The organism is Petroclostridium xylanilyticum, from assembly GCF_002252565.1.
In the GTDB taxonomy this organism is placed as follows: Bacteria; Bacillota; Clostridia; order SK-Y3; family SK-Y3; genus Petroclostridium; species Petroclostridium xylanilyticum.
In genome coordinates this window covers 530,686-552,598 of the sequence record NZ_NPML01000019.1, presented here as the reverse complement: position 1 = coordinate 552,598, position 21,913 = coordinate 530,686, and the positions used below count along the sequence as shown (strand labels likewise).

Here is a 21,913-nt window from a genome sequence, read left to right as displayed (position 1 = left end):
GATCTTAAAAATGCTAAAGATCTACCCCTTCAAATTTATTTGGATAGAAATCTATTGACAATATAATCCCTGGCCCTTATTTCTACAGAATCATCCAGAGGCTGTAACCGGGTAAAGGTATTCGGATAAGCCCTTTTTAGTGCCTTAGATAAAATGAAGTCAGTTAATGTTGGATTTTTTGGAAACAAGGGGCCATGAAGATAAGTCCCAATTACATTTTTATAGATTACACCCTCATATCCGTCAATACCATTATTGCCATATCCATATTTCACAGAACCAAAAGGTTGGTGTGCATTAATATGGGTCCTTCCGCCGTGATTTTCAAAACCTACAACCTTAACAGGTTCCCCCAGGAAGTTACATTCGATGACAACATTACCTATGAGCCGGGTATTGCCTATCTCGGTATAGATGTCCAATACAGACAGGCCTTCAATCGTTTCGTTCTTTAGTTTATAATAATGTCCTAACAGCTGGTATCCTCCACAAATGGCAACTATTACTCCATTATCATCAACATAGCGGTTGATATCAGCTTTAATCTCTTTCAAACGGTTACATACCAGCAGCTGCTCCCTATCTGAGCCGCCGCCTAAAAATACAATATTAAGTGTACCGAAGTCAATATCATCATGAAGTTTAAACTCTTTTATTTCAACGTCTATTCCACGCCATTCACATCTTTTTTTCAGGGCGATGATGTTTCCTCTATCACCATATAAATTAAGTAGATCGGGATATAGATGCCCGATGGTTAATTTAAAGTTACTCATTTGTTATCATCTCCGTTGTATAGTAGTTCACAGTTAACAGTTCACGGTTCACAGATTTTAATAGTTATCTCAATTATTGTGAACCGTGAACTATGAACTTAGTTTTAGAATCTCAACCTTAATCTTTTACTTATATTCTCCACTTTTCTCAAGGGATTTCAATATATTCTGCGTACTAAAAAGGGCAGTATAATTTACCAATATATAGCATACTTCACCACTGCGGTTCACTAGATCAATAATTGCCGACCTTATATCTCCTTGTATCGTAACATTATCTTCATCAATGCCTGCATACTTAAACCGTACTGCTACATCTTCCTTTCTGATTCCTGAGGCAATATAGCTTTTAATGTTTGGTGTTACAAACCTTTCAAAATCTACATCCCATATCCATGAGATATCTTTACCATCCTGGGCATTGTCATTGATAACCACCATTATATCTTTTGTACGAGGGTCCTGGAGTACGGCGGAAATAGCCTGATTAAAACCTGCAGGGTTTTTAGACAGGTTAAATATAACCGGTTTACCCAGGTGAAAGGTTTCCATACGGCCTATCTGCGGTTTATAGCGGCTTAATACATTGTTGATGGTATGAATATCAATACCAAGTAAGGTTGCTGCCGACATGGATGCAAGGATATTATATATATTATAAAATCCCTTATAATTCAAGTTAAACGAAGCAGTAGAGCAATCATAAGCTACTTCAAACTGCAGCCCGTCCTCAAGATGCACGTCGAAGGCCTTAAAGTCAAGGGAAGGACGTTTAAAACCGCAGGAAGGACAAAAAAAGTCACCCAGTTGGCTGTAGTGGTAGTAGTTGTACTGTAGCTCTTCACCACAAAAGGTACAAAAGCGGCCTTCTTTTGTTTCATTCAGACTAATATTCAAATTCTGATCTATCCCAAAAAAGTAACACTTTCTATCAGTATTATGACCAAAACGGGCTGTAAGAGGATCATCTCCATTTAATATAAGGCTGGCTTCCGGAACTTTTTTTAAAGCTTGATTCAAGAGCTTTATTGTGATATCTATTTCGCCATATCGGTCCAGTTGATCTCTAAATAAATTTGTAATGATGATTTTTGAAGGAGAAAGGTGGTCAAAAATTTTCACCGCCGATGCTTCGTCCACCTCAATAGATGCATAATCTGCATCCAGACTACCCCATAGGGTAGCGGAATTAACAAAGGCTGTAACAATCCCTTCCAGCATATTGGCGCCTACCCTGTTGCATACTACGCTGTAGCCATTGGCAGTTAATAAGTTATATACCATGTTGTTTGTCGTGGTTTTTCCATTGGTTCCACAAACAATCAGTATTTCTTTTTTTACCCTTGAGGCTAAATCCTTTAGAATATTTGGATATATTTTAAGTGCAATATTTCCCGGGCCGGAAGAACCTTTTTTACCCAACAATTTGCTTGCTATAATTGCAGCTTTTGCGGCCCATATTGCAAACAATTTTCGTATGTAATTCATAAATATCACCTTTTTCTTTTTGAGTTCACAGTCCACAGATATAATATTAACTGCTAGTTGTTAAATAGTAAACCATAAATTATAAATAGCAGGATTTTACAATATAATTTACTTGCTATATATATAACACTAAGTATGTTACATTATTGTTATTTTGTTCACGGTTCACAGTTCTCAGTTCACAGAAATTAGCCAAGAAAATCCTGTGAACCGTGAACTGTGAACTAAAATAGACAATGTAAAGTACTTAGTAATACTTATATAGCCATTGAAAGGTATTTGTATAGAATTATTTCCATGTTCTATCGGTTTTATTGTTAAATTTTATTGTATATGGCTTATAATCTACTCTTAATTTCAGCCTTAATCTGAATCTCAAACTTTAGTCTTATAATGAGCGAAGTTTAAAATTCAATATTTCCTTAATACAAACTTCGCGAATTTCATCGATAACTACATTAATTTATTTTTAGCTTTTAATATTGGTTATCGGTATAAAAATTTTAAAAAGGTCTCATATTTGTGTATAGAAGTTGTCAAAGCGGGTATACTTTATAATGACCTCACAAAATACATTGAGACCCCCTTTACTTATCTGGCGGTAGGTTATCTGCCGCCCTCTTTTTTTATACAGGAAATTTTGCTTTGAAATTACTTGCTAATGGTAAGGTAAAATACGTTCTTAATCTTAATCTCGATTTTATGAAAAACTTTAAAAATTTTTTGTACAGTATGTATAATAAAAAGCAAAACCGGGCATCATTAATAATGACCTCACAAAATACATTGAGACCCCCTTTACTTATCTGGCGGTAGAATTATCTACCGCGACTTTTTTTATGCCTTTTTTATTTTACATTACTTTTATATTGCCCTGCAACAATTTTGTACATTATGTCGCACCTATGCATATACTGTAGTATATAAATATAGTTGTGTAAGAGTAATTCCGGAGGCGATAAAATGACATTTTCCAAATATATAAAAAATCTTTTTTCAATACAAAAAATCAAAAAGGGTTTAAATGAAATTGAAGAATATCTGGATGTTAAGATGGAAGAGGTAGATAATACACTAAAGCGAACAAGATTAAAAAAGCCTAGAGTAAAAGCAGCAAAAGGAAAGAGGAGCGTAGACTCCCAATGGATTGTAAAAACTGCATCAAAAAAAATGCAATTTGCTATAAGGAGATTATCAAGGCATATGTGATATATGATAATTGTATAAATTTTTGTTTACTATATAATTTCCATGGGTAAATAAGAAGCAGGATAAGATTTTAAAAATTTTGGTGCTATAAATATTATACTTAGGAGGATGATTATTAATGAAAAAATTATTTAAGTGTGCTGTTTGCGGATATGTCCATGAGGGAGAAGAAGCGGCTGAAGTTTGTCCAAAGTGCGGTGCACCTCAAGAAAAATTTGTAGAACTCAGTAAGGAAGATGCTGATAAAATTTATAACTCTGACAGGACAAATGACATACATATGGAAATCATTCTACTGGCCAGAAAGATTGCCCAATTGTGTGAAGAAGGTATAAAGCTTAATTTAGATCCAGCTTGTGTAGCGGCATTTACAAAGGCAAAGGATGAAGCGTGGGTAATTAAGCAGAGATGTAAAGCAGAGATTGAGGGGCATATGAAGAAAGGGAAATGGTAAGACGTAAAAGACGCACTGCTAACGCAGTGCATTTTTTACGTCTTGTAACTTCAACTGTCCTTCCAGATGATCGATAAATTGTCTGGCTGTCCGGGGTGTCCGTCCATTATGCTTTATTTCCCATTTTAGTGCTGAATTCCGTAATACATCTTTATCAATTTCCAGGTTGCGCTGTCTGGCTAGTTCTTCTACTATTTTTAAATATCTTTCCTGGTCAGGAGAAATAAATGTGACTGTAATCCCAAATCTGTCGGCTAGCGATAGTTTTTCCTGTAAAGTATCCTGGCTGCTAATCTCATCGCTGGTGGATCGTTCACTAAAATATTCTTTTATTAGATGTCGTCGGTTAGAGGTTGCATATATCAAAACATTTTGAGGCCTGATTTCTATTCCGCCCTCCAGGATTGATTTCAGTTCACGGTATTGGCTTTCGTCACTTTCGAAAGACAGATCATCTACAAAGATAATAAATTTTAATCCTCGATTTTGAAGTATCTCCAAAATTTCCGGCAGGTCATTGAGATGATATTTTGATACTTCTATAAGCCTCAATCCTTTAGATGAATACTCATTTAATAATGCTTTTACTGTAGATGATTTACCTGTCCCTCTATCTCCGTAGAGGAGAACATTGTTTGCCGGAAACCCGTGAATAAATTGCAGTGTATTTTCTATCACGCTGGAGCGCTCCCGTTCATATCCGATTAAATTAGCAAACCTGACCGGGTCCGGACTGCTTATTCCCATAAGAGAGCCAAAATGACCCTTTTTAATCCACCGGAAAGCTTTAAATTTGTTAAAGATACCACACCCGTTTTCTGAATAGTAATGTGCCAGCTCTTCTAATGTATTTTCCCAACTTTCAGAATTTAAAAGAATAGTTCCTATAGATAGCTGCAGTTTGGTATCAGTACTAATTTCCCAGGAGGGCCAGACTTCTATAGAAGTTTTATCTTTTAGTGCTTCCTGAAGTATTCTGCCATTAATATTAAATAGCAGCTGCATATACTTAAGATCATATTGCACGACAGTAAGAATAGGTTCAGGGATATTTTGAATATTACCTCTTTCGCAGGTCAGGCTAAAGATGTTTTCATCATTTATAATAAGATTTACAATATGATGCTGCCATAAGTCTCCTACAATCCGGTTATTCATTCCATAAAGGCTTATTAATTGTGATGAAAGAAGATGATATTTTTCAATAAGATTTTCATAAATAGGATTTGCACTGCTTAATTCATTAATGAGTTGGGAAAATACCCTAACTGCTTCATCCTGCATAATATTTCTGTATATCGTTATTCTCGAAAGAGAATGGTGAGCCTGTTTTAATAATTTCTCATAGTGGTCCCTCATATGTATACTCCTTACGATAAAAAATCCAGCATTATATATGACAAATTATAACATAATCATAACAAGATTGGCAATTAGCGAATAGTATTCATACAAAAGAAAACTATAAGAATAAATGGACTAGTATTGCAAGATATGTGCAATATAGAGACAACAGGAGAAATAAGATTGCATATTCCAAGGATAAAGCCAATATTACAAATGGTAGAATCGATTACATTTCCTATTGCCATATCAGTATACCCCTGGAGTGCAGAGGTAGACGAAACCATCAGTTCAGGAATAGTTATAATACTTTTTTACAGGGCATACTATGTAAAGGTATTGATAAAAGTAGGTGATGTAATGAGTGTAGTAGAAAAAACATATGGCAACCTGGTCAGATTTACGTTAATGATTATCAATCCTTTTAAAAAAACAATCATTAAAACTCAATGCAAGGTGCACATATTTATTAATATGCAGGCGTTAGAGATACTTAAAAATGATAATTTTGAAGATGCATATTATTTTTTTTCCGACTATGCTGTTGACTTAAATAAAGGTGTCGTGTGGGCAGACCAGGACCTTAAAAGTATCGGACATTTCTACAGTCCTTTGAAGGAACGGGGTTTGTATGGACAACGTAATGCGTTATCATTAGCGGAAGGTTATTACGAAAAGGCAAAAAAATACTGGAAACAAAATGATATCAACAAGGCAATGTTTTATCTTGGAGCAACTGTCCATCTTATCCAGGATATGACCATACCCCAGCATGCAAATATCCGGCTTTTGGACAATCACCATCAATATGAGAAATTTGTACAAAAGGTTTATAATGAAGCAGATATATTTAAAGCTACGGAGGGAGGAGTATATCTTAGAAGTGTAGAAGAATTTATAAGATACAATGCCAAAATAGCTATAAAGGTATATAAAAAATTCCACTGTGTTCCCCAGGACAGAGAAAGATTTTTCCGCATAACCAAATACGCACTCCCATTAGCTGAAAAGACAACAGCAGGGTGCTTTTTAATGTTCTACCGTGATGTAAGCAGGAGATGACTTTTTTGCATATGTGCTTGTTGTGTAAAATAAAAGTAACTTATCCCAAAATATGTTTTAATGATATAATTTAAGATGGAAATTATTTTATGACAGTATTGGAGGGTATGCAATGAATAAAATTATTACCAAAACGATGAGTCTTGAGGAAGCCAAAAAACTTGGTATTGATTCCTGGAATCGTTGGGAATGTGAACCCAGCATATTTGATTGGCAGTATCCCGAACAGGAAACAGCATATGTATTTGAAGGAGATGTCATTGTAAAGACGTCTGATCAGGAGGTACATATTACAAATGGAATGCTTGTATCCTTTCCTAAAGGACTAAAATGTACCTGGGAAGTAAGGAAGACTATCAAAAAAGCGTATACCTTTAATTTTAGCATTGAATAGTTTGTGACGAAAGGATGAACAAAATGAGTATCAATCGAGTAGTACTAATCGTCCTCGACAGTGTAGGAATTGGTGAACTTCCCGATGCTGCAGACTACGGTGATGTGGGAAGTAATACAGTAGGAAATATAGTGAAAGCCTTTAATGGAATCAATATTCCTAATATGTGTGAATTGGGAATGGGGAAGATAGAAGGTATAGACTATTTGCCGGTACCTAAGGACATCAAAGGCAGTTTTGGCAGGATGGCAGAGCTTTCAAAGGGTAAGGATACAACAACCGGGCACTGGGAAATCTCCGGCATAAGGCTGGAACAGGAATTTCCCATATATCCTCAAGGCTTCCCGCCGGAAGTTATAAACGAATTTAAAAAGCAGATAGAAACAGAGATACTGGGTAATTATCCGGCTTCAGGTACCGAGATTATAAAAGAGCTGGGAGAAAAACACATGCAGACCGGGTACCCTATTGTATACACTTCTGCAGACAGTGTATTTCAAATTGCAGCTCATGAAGAAGTTATACCGGTGGATAGGCTTTATAAAATATGTGAAATAGCAAGGAAAATATTAAAAGGACCACATGCGGTAGGCAGGGTTATTGCGAGGCCCTTTGTGGGAGAACCGGGTAATTTTACAAGGACCAAAAATAGAAAGGATTTCTCACTTGAGCCTACCGGGACAACTATACTGGATAAACTGAAGGAAGCAGGCTATGATGTAATGGCAGTAGGTAAAATTGAAGATATTTTTGCAGGCAAAGGTATTACCTATGCTGTGCATACATCAGATAATATGGATGGAATAGACCAAACACTGCGGTTAATAAAAGAAGACAACAGAGGACTTATTTTTACCAATCTTGTAGATTTTGATATGGTGTACGGCCACAGGAACAATGCGGAAGGATATAAAGAAGCATTGGAATCGGTAGATAACCGGTTGCCGGAAATCATGCAGGTGATGAAAGATACGGATCTTTTAATCATTACTGCAGACCACGGCTGCGATCCAACTACCGAAAGCACCGACCATTCCAGGGAATATGTACCTGTATTATTATATGGGAAAAGTATAAAAGCAGGAGTTAATATAGGGACACGAAAGACTTTTTCAGATATGGCAGCGACCATTGCGGAGGTATTTAATATCCGGCATGATTTTGGAGCAACAAGCTTTCTAAATGCAATCAAAAATTAGTGGTAAAAATAGTGGGGAGTGAGGAGTGGGGAGATATTTATCCTCCATTAAAATATGATTAAAATAAAAGAAGCCATTATTGTTGAAGGAACTTATGACAAAATAAAGCTAGGGCAGATAGTAGATGCAACCATTATTACTACCAACGGTTTCAGCATATTCAAGGACAGAAGCAAGATGGAACTTATTAAAAAGCTTGCAGAAAAAACAGGGATTGTCGTTCTTACTGATTCTGACCGTGCAGGTTTTATGATTAGAAATTATATAAAACAATGTATACCGGCCCAATATGTAAAACACGCCTACATTCCGGAAATAAAAGGTATAGAGAAAAGAAAGACTATTCCGGGAAAAGAAGGACTGCTGGGCGTCGAAGGCGTAAAAAGCATGCTTATCCGGGAAGCATTAAAGAATGCAGGCTGTGTTGTGGAAGATGAAGATGAAATTACTCCTGAAGGCAGGAGGATTACCAAGGTGGACCTTTATGATGATGGATTAATAGGTAAAACAAATAGCTGCGAATTAAGGAAAAAGTTGACTGACAGGTTAAGCCTGCCTTCTAGAATTTCTACCAATGCCCTGGTGGATGTGCTTAATAAATTATATAACTATGCACAATATAAGAAAGTTATAAAAGATTTAGATAGAGATTGAGACTAAGACCAAAATCAAAACTATACTCAATTTGTGTATATCATGGAGAAATGCAGGCAATAAAAAAGATTAAGATTGAGATTAAGCAGTAAAAATGCTTAATCTCAATCTTAATCTCAATCTGCATAATGCATGAAATGCATTATGCGTAGAAAGCATGTCCGCCGATTCGGCCAACATAGGTTTTATTTTTTACAATCCATGAGCCGGCAGCTTTATCAGGATTAAAGAAATAAGTTGCGTTGCCTACCGGTTTTTCGCCGTTATAAGCAGCATAGGCCGCATCAATACTTTCCTGGCTTGGTGTGTTATAAATGGTACCGTCTGCAACAGGGCTAAACATAGGGATACCCTTATAGTATTCAAAGATAACTCCTTTTACCGTATTAGGAAAAAGGGATGATTTTACCCTGTTCATAACAACATTCCCTACTGCTACTTTACCCTTATAAGATTCTCCGCCTGCTTCGGCCTGAATGATTCTGGCAAGCCAGTATATATCTTCTGACATATTACGATTATTAGTTGATGCAGTATTTTTGCCATATAGTTTACCAAGGGTTTGAGGTCCTGCAATACCGTCTACAGTCAATCCGTGGTCACGCTGAAAAACAATAACAGCATTTTGGGTAATAGAACCGTAGTACCCTGTTACAGGTCCGTTAAAGTACCCTTTGGATCTAAGGGTTTGTTGCAGTTGGGTTACTTCATTGCCGGAGCTGCCTATTTTTAAAACGATATTATATAGTTGTGCTAAAGTTTGAGGTCCTGCAATTCCATCTGTTATAAGTCCATTTGCTTTTTGGAACGACATTACGGCATTTTGGGTAATAGAACCATAGTAGCCTGTTACATGATAAGAATAATAACCCTCGTTTTTTAATGCCTGCTGCAGTTTTGATACTTCGCTACCTTGTGACCCGGTTTTTAAAAGAGTTGCAGCAAAGGTAGCGGAGGAAGATAATATTATCCCTGCTGCTATTGCAAAAGTACATGCTGTCAATTTTAATGAAAATTTCATAAAACACACTCCTTCCGTAGTAAATTTGCTTCCGGAGTTAGCTGACGGGTTTGGTAAAGAAGGTATACCTACCACGCAAAAGCGTAGATTCACCCCTGATTATTGGTTCCTCCGTACCCCTATATAAGGGATTCAGCCATGTGTGCTAACTTTTACATTGCTAGTATTATAGTGTATAGATAGGGAACGCGTCAAAAATAAAGTTGACATAATAATAAGCGTAGGAGGTGAATTTCTTAATATATATTGAGCACTCAATAGATTTTACAGATTTATTACGTAATAATAGTAGATTCCAATAAATTCCGTAATGTTTTTGTAATAATTTCGTAATAATTTGAAATAGAGAAGAGCATATAGCTAGTATATAAACCGCATTAAACTGATACTATATCGATAGAAGTTCATAAAAAGTATCTATATATTTACTGATAATGATTTTACATGGCAGATCAAGTAAATAAGTTCACGGTTCACAGTTCACGGTTCACAGTAAAAGCTATTAAATCGTTTACTACTGTGAACCATATAATAATATTTTAATATTTTTATAAATAGTTTTTTGCAGAAATATATTTAGTGTGAATATGTGATATAATGTTGATATGTTAGAATGCAAAACTTCCCATTAAACCAAAGGAGGTTGACAACAGTTAATAAAAAGTTATAAAAAGTCATAAATTAATGTTGACATTTATAATTTAGTATAGTCTAATACAATTAGAGGTGGTTAATGTGAAGTATTATACTATACATGAGTTTTCTAAATTAGTTGGAAAAACTCCTCAAACATTAAGAAACTGGGACAAAAAAGGATTACTTATTCCACATCATACAGGTGCTAATGGATATAGATATTATTCGCATGACCAATTAAAACAAGTATTAAATATTAAAAAAGATAGATTGTTAAGATTTGGTTTTGAATTGGTGGAATATATATCTAATCTGTATGGATGTGAAATTGAAGTAATAGATAGTACAGAAAAAACTGAACAACAAGAACTTGTTGAAGATTTAGTGCAAATAATAACTGTATTTTCTTGTAAACTTCAAGGTAAAAGAGCAAACAAAGCACGTAAAATGATTGAGGAGTTGACCGAAGATGATAAAGACAATTAGAGTACAATTATTACCTAACAATAAACAAAAGACTTTATTAAAGAAATGTGCAGATGTAGCACGATGGGCTTATAATTGGGCTTTATCTAAGCAATTAGAAAATTTTAAAAACGGTGGCAAGTTTATAAACGATGAAGAGTTAAGAAAGGAACTAACACAACTAAAGAAAAATCCTGAATATAATTGGTTAAATGAAGTTTCAGCACAAATACCAAAACAAGCAATAAAGGATTTATGCATAGCTTATAAAAACTTTTTCAGAATAGAAAATAAACATTATTCTGAAAAAACTAAGAAAAAAGCATTAAGACAAGGTAGACAATTGACAGTTTATGATTTAGAAGGACATCCAAAATTTAAAAGCAAAAAAGATGTACAACAAGGGTTTTATCACAGAGAAGATTTAGGACATTTAAAATTTAAAGGTGATAAAGTAAAACTTGAAAAGATAGGATGGATTAAACTATCTGAAAATAGAATCGAATTACAAACAGCGGAAAAATTTTATAATCCAAGAATAAAATTTGATGGTTTTAATTGGTTTATAACCGTAAGTATTGATTATAAACCTACCAACAACCAAAAGTATTCAGATGGAATAGGCATTGACTTAGGAGTTAAAGATTTAGCAGTAATTAATGATGGTAGAAAAATACCTAATATTAATAAGAGTCAAGAAATAAGAAGATTAAATAAAAAATTAAAAAGACTCCAACGTAAATTATCAAGAAAATATGAAAAACAAAAAGAAGGAGGTGTAAACCGTTATAAGAAAACTAAAAACATTATTAAGTTGGAGTGCCTTATTCGTAAAGTCCATAAAAAAATAAAAGACATTCGTACAAATTATTTACATCAAGAAACTGCTAAACTGGTGAAAGCCAAGCCAGAGTTTGTGTGTATGGAAAATTTAAATATTAAAGGTATGGTTAAAAACCATAAATTAGCAAAATCCGTACAAGAACAAATGTTTAGCGAGTTTCGTAGAATAATGGAATATAAATGTAAATGGAATCATATTAGGTTTATAGTAGCAGACAGGTATTATCCATCAAGCAAGACATGTAGTGAATGTGGATATATTTTAGATAAGATGTCTTTATCAACAAGAAAATGGGTGTGTCCTGAATGTGGAATAATGCATGACAGAGATATAAATGCAGCTATAAATCTAATGAAATATGGAAAATCAGCATAATTCACTTAACGAATTATGTTGGTATGTACGGTGTCGTTACATCGGAATTTAAGCCTTTGGAGAGTCATACCAAACGCAAGTAGGATTCCGAAAGCGGACTCTATGAATAAGGAAAAGAACATAAAAGTTATAAAATTTATAACTTTTTATAAGTTTCTTATAACGGAATTCACATGAGATTTAAAGAAAAAGTTGTGATTGTAACAGGAGGCGCACAGGGGATAGGTATGGCAATTACCAGAAGTTTTGCCCGGGAGGGAGCGAAGGTAGTAATTGCAGATATTGACCAGGAAGCAGGAAAAGAAAATGAGCTATACATGCGTGAAAATGGTGGAGAGTGTATATATGTACAAGTAGATGTAGCCTCTGAAGAAAGCGTAAAAAATATGGTACAGGAAGCAGTATCACATTATGGTGGAGTCAATATTTTAATCAATAATGCAGGAATAGGTGGAAATAAATCTATTTATGAAAGATCTATGGAAGAATGGGATAGAATTCTGGGAATCAATTTAAGAGGCCCTTTCATGTGCACAAAGTATTGCGCTCCTTATATCAAAAAAAACGGAGGAGGGGCCGTCATCAATATTGCTTCCACTAGGGCACTTATGTCTGAACCCAATACTGAGCCTTACTCGGCTTCCAAAGGAGGGATACTTGCACTGACACATTCTCTGGCAGTAAGCCTGGGACCGGATAAAATCAGAGTTAACGCAATCAGCCCGGGTTGGATTGATGTAACCGGTTGGAAAAAGCAATCTAAAAGGGAGCAAGTCCAATTGACCGAAAGAGACCACCTTCAGCACCCCGTTGGCAGAGTAGGAAATCCTGAAGACATAGCAGCGGCATGTTTGTTTTTATGTTCAGAGGAGGCAGGATTCATCACAGGAACGAATTTAGTTATTGATGGAGGAATGACTATTAAAATGATATATGAAGAATGAGATTAAGACTAAGATTAAGATAGAGGCTAATTTAATGGGGTTTACCTCAATCTTAATCTAAGTCTGAATCTGAATTTTAGTCTCTTACTGCCCGATGTTCAACTAGGTCTATTGCTCCTAATACTACATGAGCCAATCCAAATCCGGCTATTCCCCATCCAAGTAACGGATTTACATTACGTAAAGCAATTCCGCCAACAGTAACGGCACTTCCCAGCACAGTTGGAATTAATCCTTCTCGTACCTTCATGAAAAAACCTCCTTAATGAGATTTCATTTATATCATTTCACATTCAATAGCTCTTTATACAACCCAAAAACTGTACGAAAGTCTGTACTTCTATTATTTTTAAAATAATATTGGATAAACTAATAATATCGATAACCAATATTAAAGTTAAAAATAAAATTCAAGACAAAATATTTCATTGGAGGAGATTATGAACAAAAAAATTAAAAAGATAGGTATTCTAACTGGAGGAGGAGACGCCCCCGGGCTGAATGCGGTGATAAGAGCAGCTACACGCACAGCAATTTTAAAATACGGGTTGGAAGTTGTCGGCATCAAAAATGGCTATAGAGGACTTTATCTTGGACAAACAATGAAGCTGGACATGGATGCGATATCCGGGATACTTCCCAGAGGCGGGACAATTCTATATACGTCGAATAAAGACAATCTATTCCAGTATCCCTTTGAAGAGGAGGGAAAGACGGTATATAGGGATGTATCCGATGTTGGAATAAAAAACCTAAAGGATGCCGGTATTGATGCCATAATTATTATTGGCGGAGACGGTACGCTTACAAGCGCCAGGGATTTTGCAAGAAAAGGAGTTAATGTAATTGGTGTTCCTAAAACCATAGATAATGACCTGGCATCTACTGATGTGACTTTTGGCTTTGATACTGCAGTTGCAGTTGCTACTGAAGCACTGGACAGGCTACATACTACAGCAGAATCTCACCATAGGATTATGTGTTTGGAAGTAATGGGAAGATATGCAGGATGGATTGCCCTTGAAGCAGGAATCGCCGGGGGAGCAGATGCCATTTTAATACCCGAAATACCCTATGATATTGAAAAGGTTGCAGAAAAAATCAATGACAGAAGACATGATGGGAAAGACTTTAGTCTTGTTGTAGTTGCAGAAGGTGCAAAATCCAAAGATGGAGAAATGGTAGTAAGCAAGGTTGTAGAAAATAGTCCTGATCCGATACGGTTAGGAGGAATAGGGGCGAAAATAGCTCATGATTTGGAAATGATTGTTGGACTGGAAGCGAGAGCAACTATTCTTGGACACCTGCAAAGAGGTGGTACACCTACTGCTTACGATAGGATATTATCTACACGCTATGGAATGGCAGCAGTGGAATTGATTATGGAAGGAAAATTTGGTAATATGGTTACACTGAAAGGCAATGATATGTCCTATGACTCGTTGGAAAATGTAATAGGAAAGCTAAAAAATGTAGATCCGGAAGGGGAACTTGTAAGGACAGCTAAAGGTATTGGAATTTCTTTCGGGGATTAAATAGATTCATAGTTCATGGTTTACAGGCTCCAAGCTTTGTAGCTTAGTTTTTGAAATAGTATTTAAACTATATTGAACGAACTAAAGATCTTACATTAACTTTTGAATTTTGCATGTGCATAACAATTGCAGTAGTGTTTCAGTTCGGAGTTCGGAGATTCTCATTTATGTAATTTCTAACTCGGAACTCCAAACTTCGAACCCTGAACTAATTGCAACTTCAGTGCAAAATCATTATCGCGTTATATATAGCGCAGCATATTAAGCTAAATAAGAAGTATTTGCAATGTGTCTTTAATTAATTTTGCAGTAATCTGTGAACCGTGAACTGTAAACTGATAATCTTGTATTAAAAATTGGGGGGTATGTTATGTCAGATGTAACCAATAGACGATATAACGTTTATTCTCAATATTTAAAAAACAAATATGGCGAAAAAGTATACAAGTTGCCTATAAATCTCCCTGTAACCTGTCCTAATCGAGATGGGACGGTAGGCTGCGGGGGGTGTATTTTTTGTGGAGAAGAAGGGGCTGGTTTTGAGAATCTTCCTAGTTACATGTCTGTAAGTGAGCAAATTGAAACCAATATGCAGTATATCAAAGAAAAGTACAATGCCCATAAGTTTATAGCCTACTTCCAGAACTTTACCAATACCTACTTGCCTCTTGAAGATTTTAAAACACACATATTGGAAGCATGCAAACCTGAAATTGTAGAGATTGGCATATCCACCCGCCCTGATTGCATAAATGAAAAATACCTTATGTTTCTAAATGATGTGAGACAGAAACAAGGGGTAGAAATAAGTATCGAACTGGGTCTCCAAACAGTCAATTACCACTCGCTGAAAAAAATTAATAGGGGCCACACCCTGGCAGAATTTATTGATGCTGTTTTAAGAATCAATAGATTCAATTTTGATACTTGTGTACATCTCATATTAAACCTTCCATGGGATACGATGGATGATGTGGTTGAAAATGCAAAAATTATATCTTCCCTTGGAATAAAACAGGTCAAACTTCATTCCCTTTACATTGTGAAAGGCACTGTCATGGGAGATATGTACCAAAATGGGGAGTTTACTATTATTCCTGTGGAACAATATGTGGACCGTGTAATAACATTTTTAGAGTACCTGGCTCCTCATATTGCTATTCAACGCCTTATCGGAAGAGCGCCGGAGGGAAATACCCTGTTTGTAAACTGGAACACCAGTTGGTGGAAGATACGGGACAGGATAGAGGAAGAAATGGAGAAAAGAGACAGTTATCAGGGAAAGAGTTTTAACTACTTAAATGGAAAAGCGGTTAGAAAAACATTTACAGAGGACAGGGTGAAATCAATCGGATTGTAGGAGCTATAGAAGAAAGCAATCGGGCTAATAAGGCAGATACGCTTATCTGACACATTGGCATAGTGCCAGATAGGCGTATGTCTGAGTGAAGAAATTTATTATTTAAAATTCAATTTTCTCACTTAAGAATTGTTCTAACTCATCAATCTTAATTCTTATCTGATCCATGCTATCTCTATTTCTTACTGTAACACTATGATCTTCAAGAGAGTCAAAGTCAAAAGTAATACAGAAAGGTGTACCGATTTCATCCTGTCTCCTGTATCTCTTACCAATGCTTCCTGTTTCATCATATTCGCACATGAATTTTTTGGATAATTTTTCGTAAAGCTTATATGCCTCATCTCCTAATTTTTTGGTGAGAGGAAGGATAGCTGCCTTGATGGGGGCAAGGGCAGGATGAAGCCTTAGTACTACACGGGAATCTCCACCTTCCAGTTCTTCTTCATCATAAGCATCTACCAGAAACGCAAGGGCTACGCGGTCTGCGCCGAGAGAAGGCTCAATGCAATAAGGTATATACCTTTCATTGGTCACGGGGTCCAGATAGTCCAGTGTTTCCCCCGAATGCTCACTATGCTGCCTTAAATCAAAATCAGTTCTATCCGCAATACCCCATAATTCACCCCAGCCAAACGGGAAAAGAAATTCAATATCGGTGGTAGCGTTACTGTAGTGGGACAGTTCTTCCGGGCTGTGATCTCTCAAGCGGATATTTTCTTCCTTGATACCAAGGTTTAACAGCCAGTTTTTGCAGAACTCTTTCCAGTAAGCGAACCATTTCAGGTCTTCACCAGGCTTGCAGAAAAATTCAAGTTCCATTTGTTCAAATTCCCGGGTTCTAAATGTAAAGTTGCCGGGAGTGATTTCATTTCTGAAGGATTTACCAATCTGACCCACACCAAAAGGAATTTTCTTTCTGGAAGTTCTTTGAATATTTTTAAAGTTTACGAAAATACCCTGGGCGGTTTCAGGACGAAGATATATTTCCGCCTTGGAATCCTCCGTAACTCCCTGAAAAGTCTTAAACATGAGGTTAAACTTTCGAATGTCAGTAAAGTTTTTCGCGCCGCATTTAGGGCAGGCGATATTATTCTCTTTTATGTATTCCAGCATTTTTTCGTTATCCCAGCCGTCAACAGTAACAATTTCACCTTTTTCTTTTGCTGCATCCTCAATGAGCTTATCAGCTCTATAGCGGGATTTGCATTCCTTACAATCCATCAAAGGATCACTGAAGCCGCCCACATGTCCTGAAGCTACCCATGTTTGAGGATTCATAAGGATAGCGGAATCCAAACCTACATTGTATGGAGACTCCTGTACGAATTTTTTCCACCAGGCTCTTTTGACATTATTTTTAAACTCTACACCTAAAGGTCCGTAATCCCATGTGTTAGCCAAGCCTCCGTAGATTTCTGAACCGGAATATACGAAACCTCTGCCCTTACAAAGGGCTACGATTTTGTCCATGTTTTTTTCAGTATTTTGCATAAATTTACCTCCTAGTCTTAGTTATAATTCTATTAATTGTCCATGCATCTTTGATGCAATAATAAAATGACATTTTTAGATAGAGAAAAATAAAACCCTTCATTCCTTGATATTATTATCAAGGGACGAAAGGTTGTTTCTTCCGCGGTTCCACCCTTATTGGCATGAAGCCCACCTTTAGGTAAAAATGTACTCCAAGGCTCCCTTCACATAAATATACTTCCAGGCTTCCACCATCCCCAGATCGCTGCCAGCAGTGATTTATGCTACTTTTCCTATTCATCGTACAATATTTGTTTACTTTGCTTACTAATCATAAAAAAATAACAGAGTAGTGAGGAGTTAGTTTTTTTACTCCTCCCTGTTCATTTCCCATTATTCATTAATATAATATCAAACGCTGTATTTTTGTCAAGGTACAATTAGGATAAGAGAATATATTTTATTTTTGGAGAATATTATTCCAATAGGGATTGTTTTACCAAAAACTAGGTGATATAATTTACATATAATGTAATTTTTGCATTGGAGGGAATTATATTGAAAAGAAGTATTTTATTGACTACTATCATGATATTTTTTTGTACCTCACATGTTACTATTTATGCTCAAAATGTAAGTTCAAAAAAGCTGCCTGATTACAAAATTGTTTTTATGAAAACGGCAGGAATGAAAGACAATATTTATATGATGGACCGCAGTGGCTCCAATGAAGTGCAGTTAACCTGTGCGGGTGGAACAAATCCGGTTGTTTCTTATAATGGTAAAGTGATGGCTTATAGAAAAGGTAATTATTCTAACTATAGGAATCTATTAATAGATTTTGAATCTGGAAAAATAGAAAATATTTTAGATTCGAAGGCAGAGGTTTACAGTATTTCCCCTGATGGTAAAAAGATACTTTATACAAGATATGCTGATGCTGAAAAGTATATTGAGAAGGAACTGTATATAGCTAATATAGACGGGTCAGATGAAACTAAGCTGGTTTCTGGAGGCGACGTATGGGAAGCGATATTCTCACCTGCAGAAGATAAAGTTGCCTATGTGAAACAGGGAAACATATTTGTAATAGATCTTAATACAAAAAAAACAATACAACTGACAAAAGATGAAATATGTGACGGAATAAGCTGGTCAGGAGATGGAAATACAATTATTTACTGCGGACAAAATTATGAAGTGATATCCATAGAAAAAGATGGTACGAATAAAAAAGTGATTTTCAAAGATAAGGCTATCTTGGTGGATAATCCATCTCTATCCCCTGATGGAACCCAGATTGTTTTTAATAATCTTGTTGACGGACAAATGTACAGCATAAAATCTGACGGAACAGATTTAACCAAATTGACGGATATTCAAGTTACTGAAAATGCGGTTTGGCTAAAAGTTGATCCGGATTTAAATTATGTGATAGAGAGAGAATAAAGTTATCACTTTTTCACTTCCTAAGCCTTTTTTCTTTTTATAAAAGAAACCAATTTACCACCATTGACATCGAACATATGTTCTTATATACTCCCGAGTTTGACACTTGGCGAATACAAAAAGCCTGATAAGGCTTGATATTAAAGGGTTTCAGGCTTTTGATTAAATAAAAAATTTGCGTACTTTTTTAAAATCCTTGCTAATGCTGCATTTGCTGTCATTTAATAAATCGGCAGATATGATTTGAAAATTAAGATTAAAATAATAAAATCACTAGAAAGTACGCACTTTTAGAAAATCAAATTTGACACAAAAATGTGCTATTTTCAAGGCTTCGAGCACTGTTTGAAAAGTTGCAACTGTCAAAGACCCGCACCTTTTCACTTCCTAAGCCTTTTTTCTTTTTATAAAAGAAACCAATTTACCACCATTGACATCGAACATATGTTCTTATATACTGTGTATAAGATATTTTTTAAAGTGGTGATGGTATGGTAAGGTATATTCTAAAAACTTCTATGAACGGTAACCGGGTAATAACAATCATGTACCAAAAAGGGAATGAAATTACTATCAGAAACATCAAGGTGCTGGAGATGACAGATGACACGGTTAAGGCCTTTTGTTATCTCAGAAATCAGTTGAGAATCTTCAAAATGGAAAACATCTTATCTGCGTCATTTATTAAGAAGAATAACTACGGAAAAGATAACCTTAAGATAGCAGCAGGAGGATAATTGGATTGGTCTACGTGCATTAAATACATGTACTTTTTTAAGGAGGTAGGTTATACCTCCTTTTGTTTCTAAAAAATAATTTACACACATAAACTTGAAAAACTTATAATGAATATATAAAATTTTAAATATATTTCAGTTAGGAACGTAAAAAATATATACAAATATCAAATTAATACGTACTAAATATTAATTAAGAAATAGGGAGGTATTTAGATGGCGGATATTATTGATTACAGGATTTATGGGGACGACATGCAAATGGTAGAAATTGAGTTGGACCCCGGTGAAGGAGTAAGGGCGGAAGCTGGAGCCATGATGTTTATGGAGAAGGGGATTGAAATGCAGACCTCTACCGAAGGTGGCCTGTTTAAGGGATTCAAGCGAATGATTACAGGGGAGAGCTTCTTTATCACCACCTTTTATAACAGTGGACATGGAAAAAGCCATGTTGCATTTGCAGCTCCTTACCCAGGCAAAATTATTCCTCTTGATTTAGGTCTGATTGGCGGAAGATTCCTATGCCAAAAGGATGCTTTTTTATGTGCAGCTAAAGGTATTGAGGTGGAGATAGCTTTTACTAAAAGAATTGGGGCGGGCTTCTTCGGCGGTGAAGGATTTATCCTGCAGAGGCTGGAGGGAAACGGAATGGCGTTCATCCATGCCGGAGGAACCATTATCAAGAAAGAACTTGCTCCCGGTGAAGTTCTACGTGTAGACACCGGATGCCTGGTAGCGTTTTCTCCAACGGTAGATTATGATATTCAGTTTATCGGAGGATTTAAAAATGCTCTATTTGGTGGTGAAGGATTATTCCTTGCCCGGCTAACCGGTCCTGGGACTGTCTACTTACAAAGTCTTCCTTTCTCCCGTTTGGCTGATCGTATCTTTGCAGCAGCACGATTTCATAATAAGGGTGAAGTAAAAGGAATAGGTGGTTTTGGAGGAGACCTATTAGGGGGATTGTTTGGAGGAGACTAATGAGCAGTTTAAGTTTACGGTTCACAGCAATTGTAGGGTCAGATTCGTATGTCTGCCCTTTCTTGTGTGCAAGTATAAATAAAATGGGCGAACATATAAGTTCGCCCTAATAGAGGGATGCACGTTATCTCTTTTGTTTTTAATTGGCAGCATCGGCTGCAGGAGGAGTAAAGGTTCTTTGGGCCAGTTCAGCATCTAGCATGTAAAGACCATGGCTGTCATCACCTATTCTCTCAAGCTTCTTAATGATGCTGCTAAACATGGACTCTTCTTCTACCTGTTCATCAATAAACCACTTCAAAAGACTGATGGTGGCATGTTCTTTTTCTTCGGTTGCAATGTCTGTTAAAGTATAGATTCTTTTTGTAACACCTTTTTCATGAGCATAAGCCTGTTTAAATGCATCTAGGACGGAGTTGTATTCATTATTAGGTTCATTCAATCCATAAATAAGTACTCTTGCCTCCATCTGATTCAAGAAATTATAAAACTTTGATGCGTGGAATCTTTCTTCTTCTGCCTGAACCTTAAAAAAGTTGGCAAATCCGGGTAAATCTTCTGAATCACAATATGCAGCCATTGCCATATATAAATGTGCTGAATCCAATTCAAACTTGATTTGCTTATTAATTTCCTGTATTAATCTTTCACTTAACATATATTTATGCCTCCTTCATAAGTATGCTTGCATAAGCTGGCAGTGTTATTTCGTAATATATATTACCACATGTTGAACATATTCAAACATAAAATATCAAGTTTCTACCTTTGCCTGTTTTTTATTTTTTATTATTTATATTTTTACATATCGTTAATACTTGTTAACAAGCTTTTAATATTTAATTAACATACAAATAGTACTATATGATTTGTTGAAAATATGTTGTTTTTTTAGATAATTTGAAAGATTTTTTATTTAATCTATAACGCTAAATATGTTAGTTGATTATGATGACAAGCAGTGTTATGTACAGAGCGAAAGATGACGGTGATAGCATGGAAAATGATATCCGGCAAGGTTTAAACCTCTTGGAAGAATATGCAGAAATCATTTCTACAGCCTCAGCATATTTAAAAGAAGAATTTGAAAACAGTCCTCTTATATATGGGGGAGCAGAACGGTATATTCTTTTGGGGCTTGGTCAAATCTTTAAAGTTTGTAAATTAGTTATTGGTAAGTATTATTCTGAAAAATCCTATGAAGTAAGTAAGTATATTAAAATTTTAGAAAAACATAAAATACTTCCGCCATGGCTGGCAATACGTTTAACAGATAAAGTTGAATGCATCTCTTTCTTTTCCCAAGAAGATTGCTTAAAAGATATTAATAAGGCGCAAGTGTATAATTGGCTGGACGAGATAGTAAGTGATTTCAAACATTTTAAGAAATATGTACTTGAGTATATTAATTAGGCAGTACATATACTTAGCCTAAATATATAAATACTATATAGAAACGGTGAGGTGAAAGCAAAAAATTCTTTTTTGAAATCATCAACTTTAAAACACA

23 protein-coding genes and 1 riboswitch are annotated in these 21,913 nt (G+C 35.7%); of the genes, 15 read left to right on the top strand and 8 right to left on the bottom strand.

What is annotated here, in order from left to right; all coding sequences use genetic code 11:
* Nucleotides 1–35: 35 nt before the first annotated feature.
* Together CIB29_RS14720 and CIB29_RS14715 are read right to left on the bottom strand one after the other, a co-directional pair.
* Nucleotides 36–776, bottom strand: coding sequence for a type 1 glutamine amidotransferase (locus tag CIB29_RS14720; RefSeq protein ID WP_094550920.1), 741 nt, complete (start codon nt 774–776; stop codon nt 36–38).
* A gap of 126 nt (nt 777–902) precedes the next feature.
* A complete protein-coding gene (locus tag CIB29_RS14715) occupies nt 903–2,264 on the bottom strand; it encodes a Mur ligase family protein (protein WP_094550918.1) in 1,362 nt (453 codons plus the stop codon).
* Nucleotides 2,265–3,227: 963 nt separating this feature from the next.
* Between CIB29_RS14715 and CIB29_RS14710 the strand changes: the two genes are divergently transcribed.
* On the top strand, nt 3,228–3,473 hold the full coding sequence (locus CIB29_RS14710; protein WP_094550916.1) for a hypothetical protein: 246 nt from the start codon (nt 3,228–3,230) through the stop codon (nt 3,471–3,473).
* Nucleotides 3,474–3,591: 118 nt separating this feature from the next.
* On the top strand, nt 3,592–3,927 hold the full coding sequence (locus tag CIB29_RS14705) for a rubredoxin-like domain-containing protein (RefSeq protein WP_094550914.1): 336 nt from the start codon (nt 3,592–3,594) through the stop codon (nt 3,925–3,927).
* 18 nt (nt 3,928–3,945) lie between these two features.
* Here CIB29_RS14705 and CIB29_RS14700 read toward each other — a convergent pair whose 3' ends face one another.
* Both CIB29_RS14700 and CIB29_RS14695 read right to left on the bottom strand, forming a co-directional pair.
* Entirely contained in the window at nt 3,946–5,286 is a 1,341-nt protein-coding gene (locus CIB29_RS14700) for an ATP-binding protein (RefSeq protein ID WP_094550912.1), read from the bottom strand.
* Nucleotides 5,287–5,360: 74 nt separating this feature from the next.
* Nucleotides 5,361–5,519, bottom strand: coding sequence for a hypothetical protein (locus tag CIB29_RS14695; protein WP_242965241.1), 159 nt, complete (start codon nt 5,517–5,519; stop codon nt 5,361–5,363).
* Between CIB29_RS14695 and CIB29_RS14690 the strand changes: the two genes are divergently transcribed.
* The 4 genes from CIB29_RS14690 to CIB29_RS14675 all read left to right on the top strand — a co-directional run bounded on the left by CIB29_RS14690 (nt 5,455) and on the right by CIB29_RS14675 (nt 8,580).
* Entirely contained in the window at nt 5,455–6,333 is an 879-nt protein-coding gene (locus CIB29_RS14690) for a zinc dependent phospholipase C family protein (protein WP_341444441.1), read from the top strand. The genes CIB29_RS14695 and CIB29_RS14690 overlap by 65 nt on opposite strands.
* Nucleotides 6,334–6,445: 112 nt before the next feature.
* A complete protein-coding gene (locus tag CIB29_RS14685; RefSeq protein ID WP_094550906.1) occupies nt 6,446–6,727 on the top strand; it encodes a cupin domain-containing protein in 282 nt (93 codons plus the stop codon).
* Between the two features lie 23 nt (nt 6,728–6,750).
* Nucleotides 6,751–7,926 carry a phosphopentomutase gene (locus tag CIB29_RS14680; protein ID WP_094550904.1) on the top strand — a complete coding sequence of 392 codons (1,176 nt, stop codon included), beginning with the start codon at nt 6,751–6,753 and terminating at the stop codon, nt 7,924–7,926.
* A 54-nt stretch (nt 7,927–7,980) separates the two neighbouring features.
* Nucleotides 7,981–8,580: a ribonuclease M5 gene (locus CIB29_RS14675; protein ID WP_094550902.1), complete on the top strand. Its 600-nt coding sequence runs from the start codon at nt 7,981–7,983 to the stop codon at nt 8,578–8,580.
* A gap of 142 nt (nt 8,581–8,722) precedes the next feature.
* Here CIB29_RS14675 and CIB29_RS14670 read toward each other — a convergent pair whose 3' ends face one another.
* Entirely contained in the window at nt 8,723–9,601 is an 879-nt protein-coding gene (locus CIB29_RS14670; RefSeq protein ID WP_094550900.1) for a peptidoglycan-binding protein, read from the bottom strand.
* A 10-nt stretch (nt 9,602–9,611) separates the two neighbouring features.
* A riboswitch (cyclic di-AMP (ydaO/yuaA leader) is annotated at nt 9,612–9,749 on the bottom strand.
* Nucleotides 9,750–10,336: 587 nt separating this feature from the next.
* Between CIB29_RS14670 and CIB29_RS14665 the strand changes: the two genes are divergently transcribed.
* From CIB29_RS14665 to CIB29_RS14655, 3 genes are all read left to right on the top strand, one after another.
* Nucleotides 10,337–10,723 carry a MerR family DNA-binding transcriptional regulator gene (locus CIB29_RS14665; protein WP_094548951.1) on the top strand — a complete coding sequence of 129 codons (387 nt, stop codon included), beginning with the start codon at nt 10,337–10,339 and terminating at the stop codon, nt 10,721–10,723.
* Nucleotides 10,707–11,921, top strand: a complete 1,215-nt coding sequence (locus CIB29_RS14660; RefSeq protein WP_094546563.1) for an RNA-guided endonuclease InsQ/TnpB family protein — start codon at nt 10,707–10,709, stop codon at nt 11,919–11,921. The genes CIB29_RS14665 and CIB29_RS14660 overlap by 17 nt, the downstream gene beginning before the upstream one ends.
* 173 nt (nt 11,922–12,094) lie before the next feature.
* Nucleotides 12,095–12,865, top strand: a complete 771-nt coding sequence (locus CIB29_RS14655; protein WP_094550898.1) for an SDR family oxidoreductase — start codon at nt 12,095–12,097, stop codon at nt 12,863–12,865.
* 76 nt (nt 12,866–12,941) lie between these two features.
* Here the strand turns inward: CIB29_RS14655 and CIB29_RS14650 are convergent, their stop codons facing one another.
* Nucleotides 12,942–13,115: an asparagine synthase gene (locus CIB29_RS14650; protein WP_094550896.1), complete on the bottom strand. Its 174-nt coding sequence runs from the start codon at nt 13,113–13,115 to the stop codon at nt 12,942–12,944.
* A gap of 190 nt (nt 13,116–13,305) precedes the next feature.
* Here CIB29_RS14650 and CIB29_RS14645 point away from each other — a divergent pair, with 190 nt between their 5' ends.
* Both CIB29_RS14645 and mnmL read left to right on the top strand, forming a co-directional pair.
* Nucleotides 13,306–14,400, top strand: coding sequence for an ATP-dependent 6-phosphofructokinase (locus tag CIB29_RS14645; RefSeq protein ID WP_094550894.1), 1,095 nt, complete (start codon nt 13,306–13,308; stop codon nt 14,398–14,400).
* A gap of 370 nt (nt 14,401–14,770) precedes the next feature.
* Nucleotides 14,771–15,760 (top strand): tRNA modification radical SAM protein MnmL/YtqA, encoded by a 990-nt coding sequence (gene mnmL, locus CIB29_RS14640; protein WP_094550892.1) that lies wholly within the window; start codon nt 14,771–14,773, stop codon nt 15,758–15,760.
* Nucleotides 15,761–15,862: 102 nt separating this feature from the next.
* Here mnmL and CIB29_RS14635 read toward each other — a convergent pair whose 3' ends face one another.
* Nucleotides 15,863–17,254: a glycine--tRNA ligase gene (locus tag CIB29_RS14635; protein WP_094550891.1), complete on the bottom strand. Its 1,392-nt coding sequence runs from the start codon at nt 17,252–17,254 to the stop codon at nt 15,863–15,865.
* A 540-nt stretch (nt 17,255–17,794) separates the two neighbouring features.
* Between CIB29_RS14635 and CIB29_RS14630 the strand changes: the two genes are divergently transcribed.
* From CIB29_RS14630 to CIB29_RS14620, 3 genes are all read left to right on the top strand, one after another.
* Nucleotides 17,795–18,685, top strand: coding sequence for a TolB family protein (locus CIB29_RS14630; protein WP_094550889.1), 891 nt, complete (start codon nt 17,795–17,797; stop codon nt 18,683–18,685).
* 491 nt (nt 18,686–19,176) lie between these two features.
* Nucleotides 19,177–19,422 (top strand): hypothetical protein, encoded by a 246-nt coding sequence (locus tag CIB29_RS14625; protein WP_094550887.1) that lies wholly within the window; start codon nt 19,177–19,179, stop codon nt 19,420–19,422.
* A gap of 216 nt (nt 19,423–19,638) precedes the next feature.
* A complete protein-coding gene (locus tag CIB29_RS14620) occupies nt 19,639–20,403 on the top strand; it encodes a TIGR00266 family protein (RefSeq protein WP_094550885.1) in 765 nt (254 codons plus the stop codon).
* A 139-nt stretch (nt 20,404–20,542) separates the two neighbouring features.
* Here the strand turns inward: CIB29_RS14620 and CIB29_RS14615 are convergent, their stop codons facing one another.
* Entirely contained in the window at nt 20,543–21,061 is a 519-nt protein-coding gene (locus CIB29_RS14615; protein WP_094550883.1) for a ferritin, read from the bottom strand.
* 308 nt (nt 21,062–21,369) lie between these two features.
* Between CIB29_RS14615 and CIB29_RS14610 the strand changes: the two genes are divergently transcribed.
* A complete protein-coding gene (locus CIB29_RS14610) occupies nt 21,370–21,816 on the top strand; it encodes a hypothetical protein (RefSeq protein WP_157910317.1) in 447 nt (148 codons plus the stop codon).
* Nucleotides 21,817–21,913 lie beyond the last annotated feature (97 nt).

Bases quoted from the DNA above. Each gene is read 5' to 3' on its own strand.
- CIB29_RS14720 (WP_094550920.1), bottom strand. From the start codon at position 776: ATGAGTAACTTTAAATTAACCATCGGGCATCTATATCCCGATCTACTT.
- CIB29_RS14715 (WP_094550918.1), bottom strand. From the start codon at position 2,264: ATGAATTACATACGAAAATTGTTTGCAATATGGGCCGCAAAAGCTGCA.
- CIB29_RS14710 (WP_094550916.1), top strand. From the start codon at position 3,228: ATGACATTTTCCAAATATATAAAAAATCTTTTTTCAATACAAAAAATC.
- CIB29_RS14705 (WP_094550914.1), top strand. From the start codon at position 3,592: ATGAAAAAATTATTTAAGTGTGCTGTTTGCGGATATGTCCATGAGGGA.
- CIB29_RS14700 (WP_094550912.1), bottom strand. From the start codon at position 5,286: ATGAGGGACCACTATGAGAAATTATTAAAACAGGCTCACCATTCTCTT.
- CIB29_RS14695 (WP_242965241.1), bottom strand. From the start codon at position 5,519: ATGGCAATAGGAAATGTAATCGATTCTACCATTTGTAATATTGGCTTT.
- CIB29_RS14685 (WP_094550906.1), top strand. From the start codon at position 6,446: ATGAATAAAATTATTACCAAAACGATGAGTCTTGAGGAAGCCAAAAAA.
- CIB29_RS14680 (WP_094550904.1), top strand. From the start codon at position 6,751: ATGAGTATCAATCGAGTAGTACTAATCGTCCTCGACAGTGTAGGAATT.
- CIB29_RS14675 (WP_094550902.1), top strand. From the start codon at position 7,981: ATGATTAAAATAAAAGAAGCCATTATTGTTGAAGGAACTTATGACAAA.
- CIB29_RS14670 (WP_094550900.1), bottom strand. From the start codon at position 9,601: ATGAAATTTTCATTAAAATTGACAGCATGTACTTTTGCAATAGCAGCA.
- CIB29_RS14660 (WP_094546563.1), top strand. From the start codon at position 10,707: ATGATAAAGACAATTAGAGTACAATTATTACCTAACAATAAACAAAAG.
- CIB29_RS14655 (WP_094550898.1), top strand. From the start codon at position 12,095: ATGAGATTTAAAGAAAAAGTTGTGATTGTAACAGGAGGCGCACAGGGG.
- CIB29_RS14650 (WP_094550896.1), bottom strand. From the start codon at position 13,115: ATGAAGGTACGAGAAGGATTAATTCCAACTGTGCTGGGAAGTGCCGTT.
- CIB29_RS14645 (WP_094550894.1), top strand. From the start codon at position 13,306: ATGAACAAAAAAATTAAAAAGATAGGTATTCTAACTGGAGGAGGAGAC.
- mnmL (WP_094550892.1), top strand. From the start codon at position 14,771: ATGTCAGATGTAACCAATAGACGATATAACGTTTATTCTCAATATTTA.
- CIB29_RS14635 (WP_094550891.1), bottom strand. From the start codon at position 17,254: ATGCAAAATACTGAAAAAAACATGGACAAAATCGTAGCCCTTTGTAAG.
- CIB29_RS14625 (WP_094550887.1), top strand. From the start codon at position 19,177: ATGGTAAGGTATATTCTAAAAACTTCTATGAACGGTAACCGGGTAATA.
- CIB29_RS14620 (WP_094550885.1), top strand. From the start codon at position 19,639: ATGGCGGATATTATTGATTACAGGATTTATGGGGACGACATGCAAATG.
- CIB29_RS14615 (WP_094550883.1), bottom strand. From the start codon at position 21,061: ATGTTAAGTGAAAGATTAATACAGGAAATTAATAAGCAAATCAAGTTT.
- CIB29_RS14610 (WP_157910317.1), top strand. From the start codon at position 21,370: ATGTACAGAGCGAAAGATGACGGTGATAGCATGGAAAATGATATCCGG.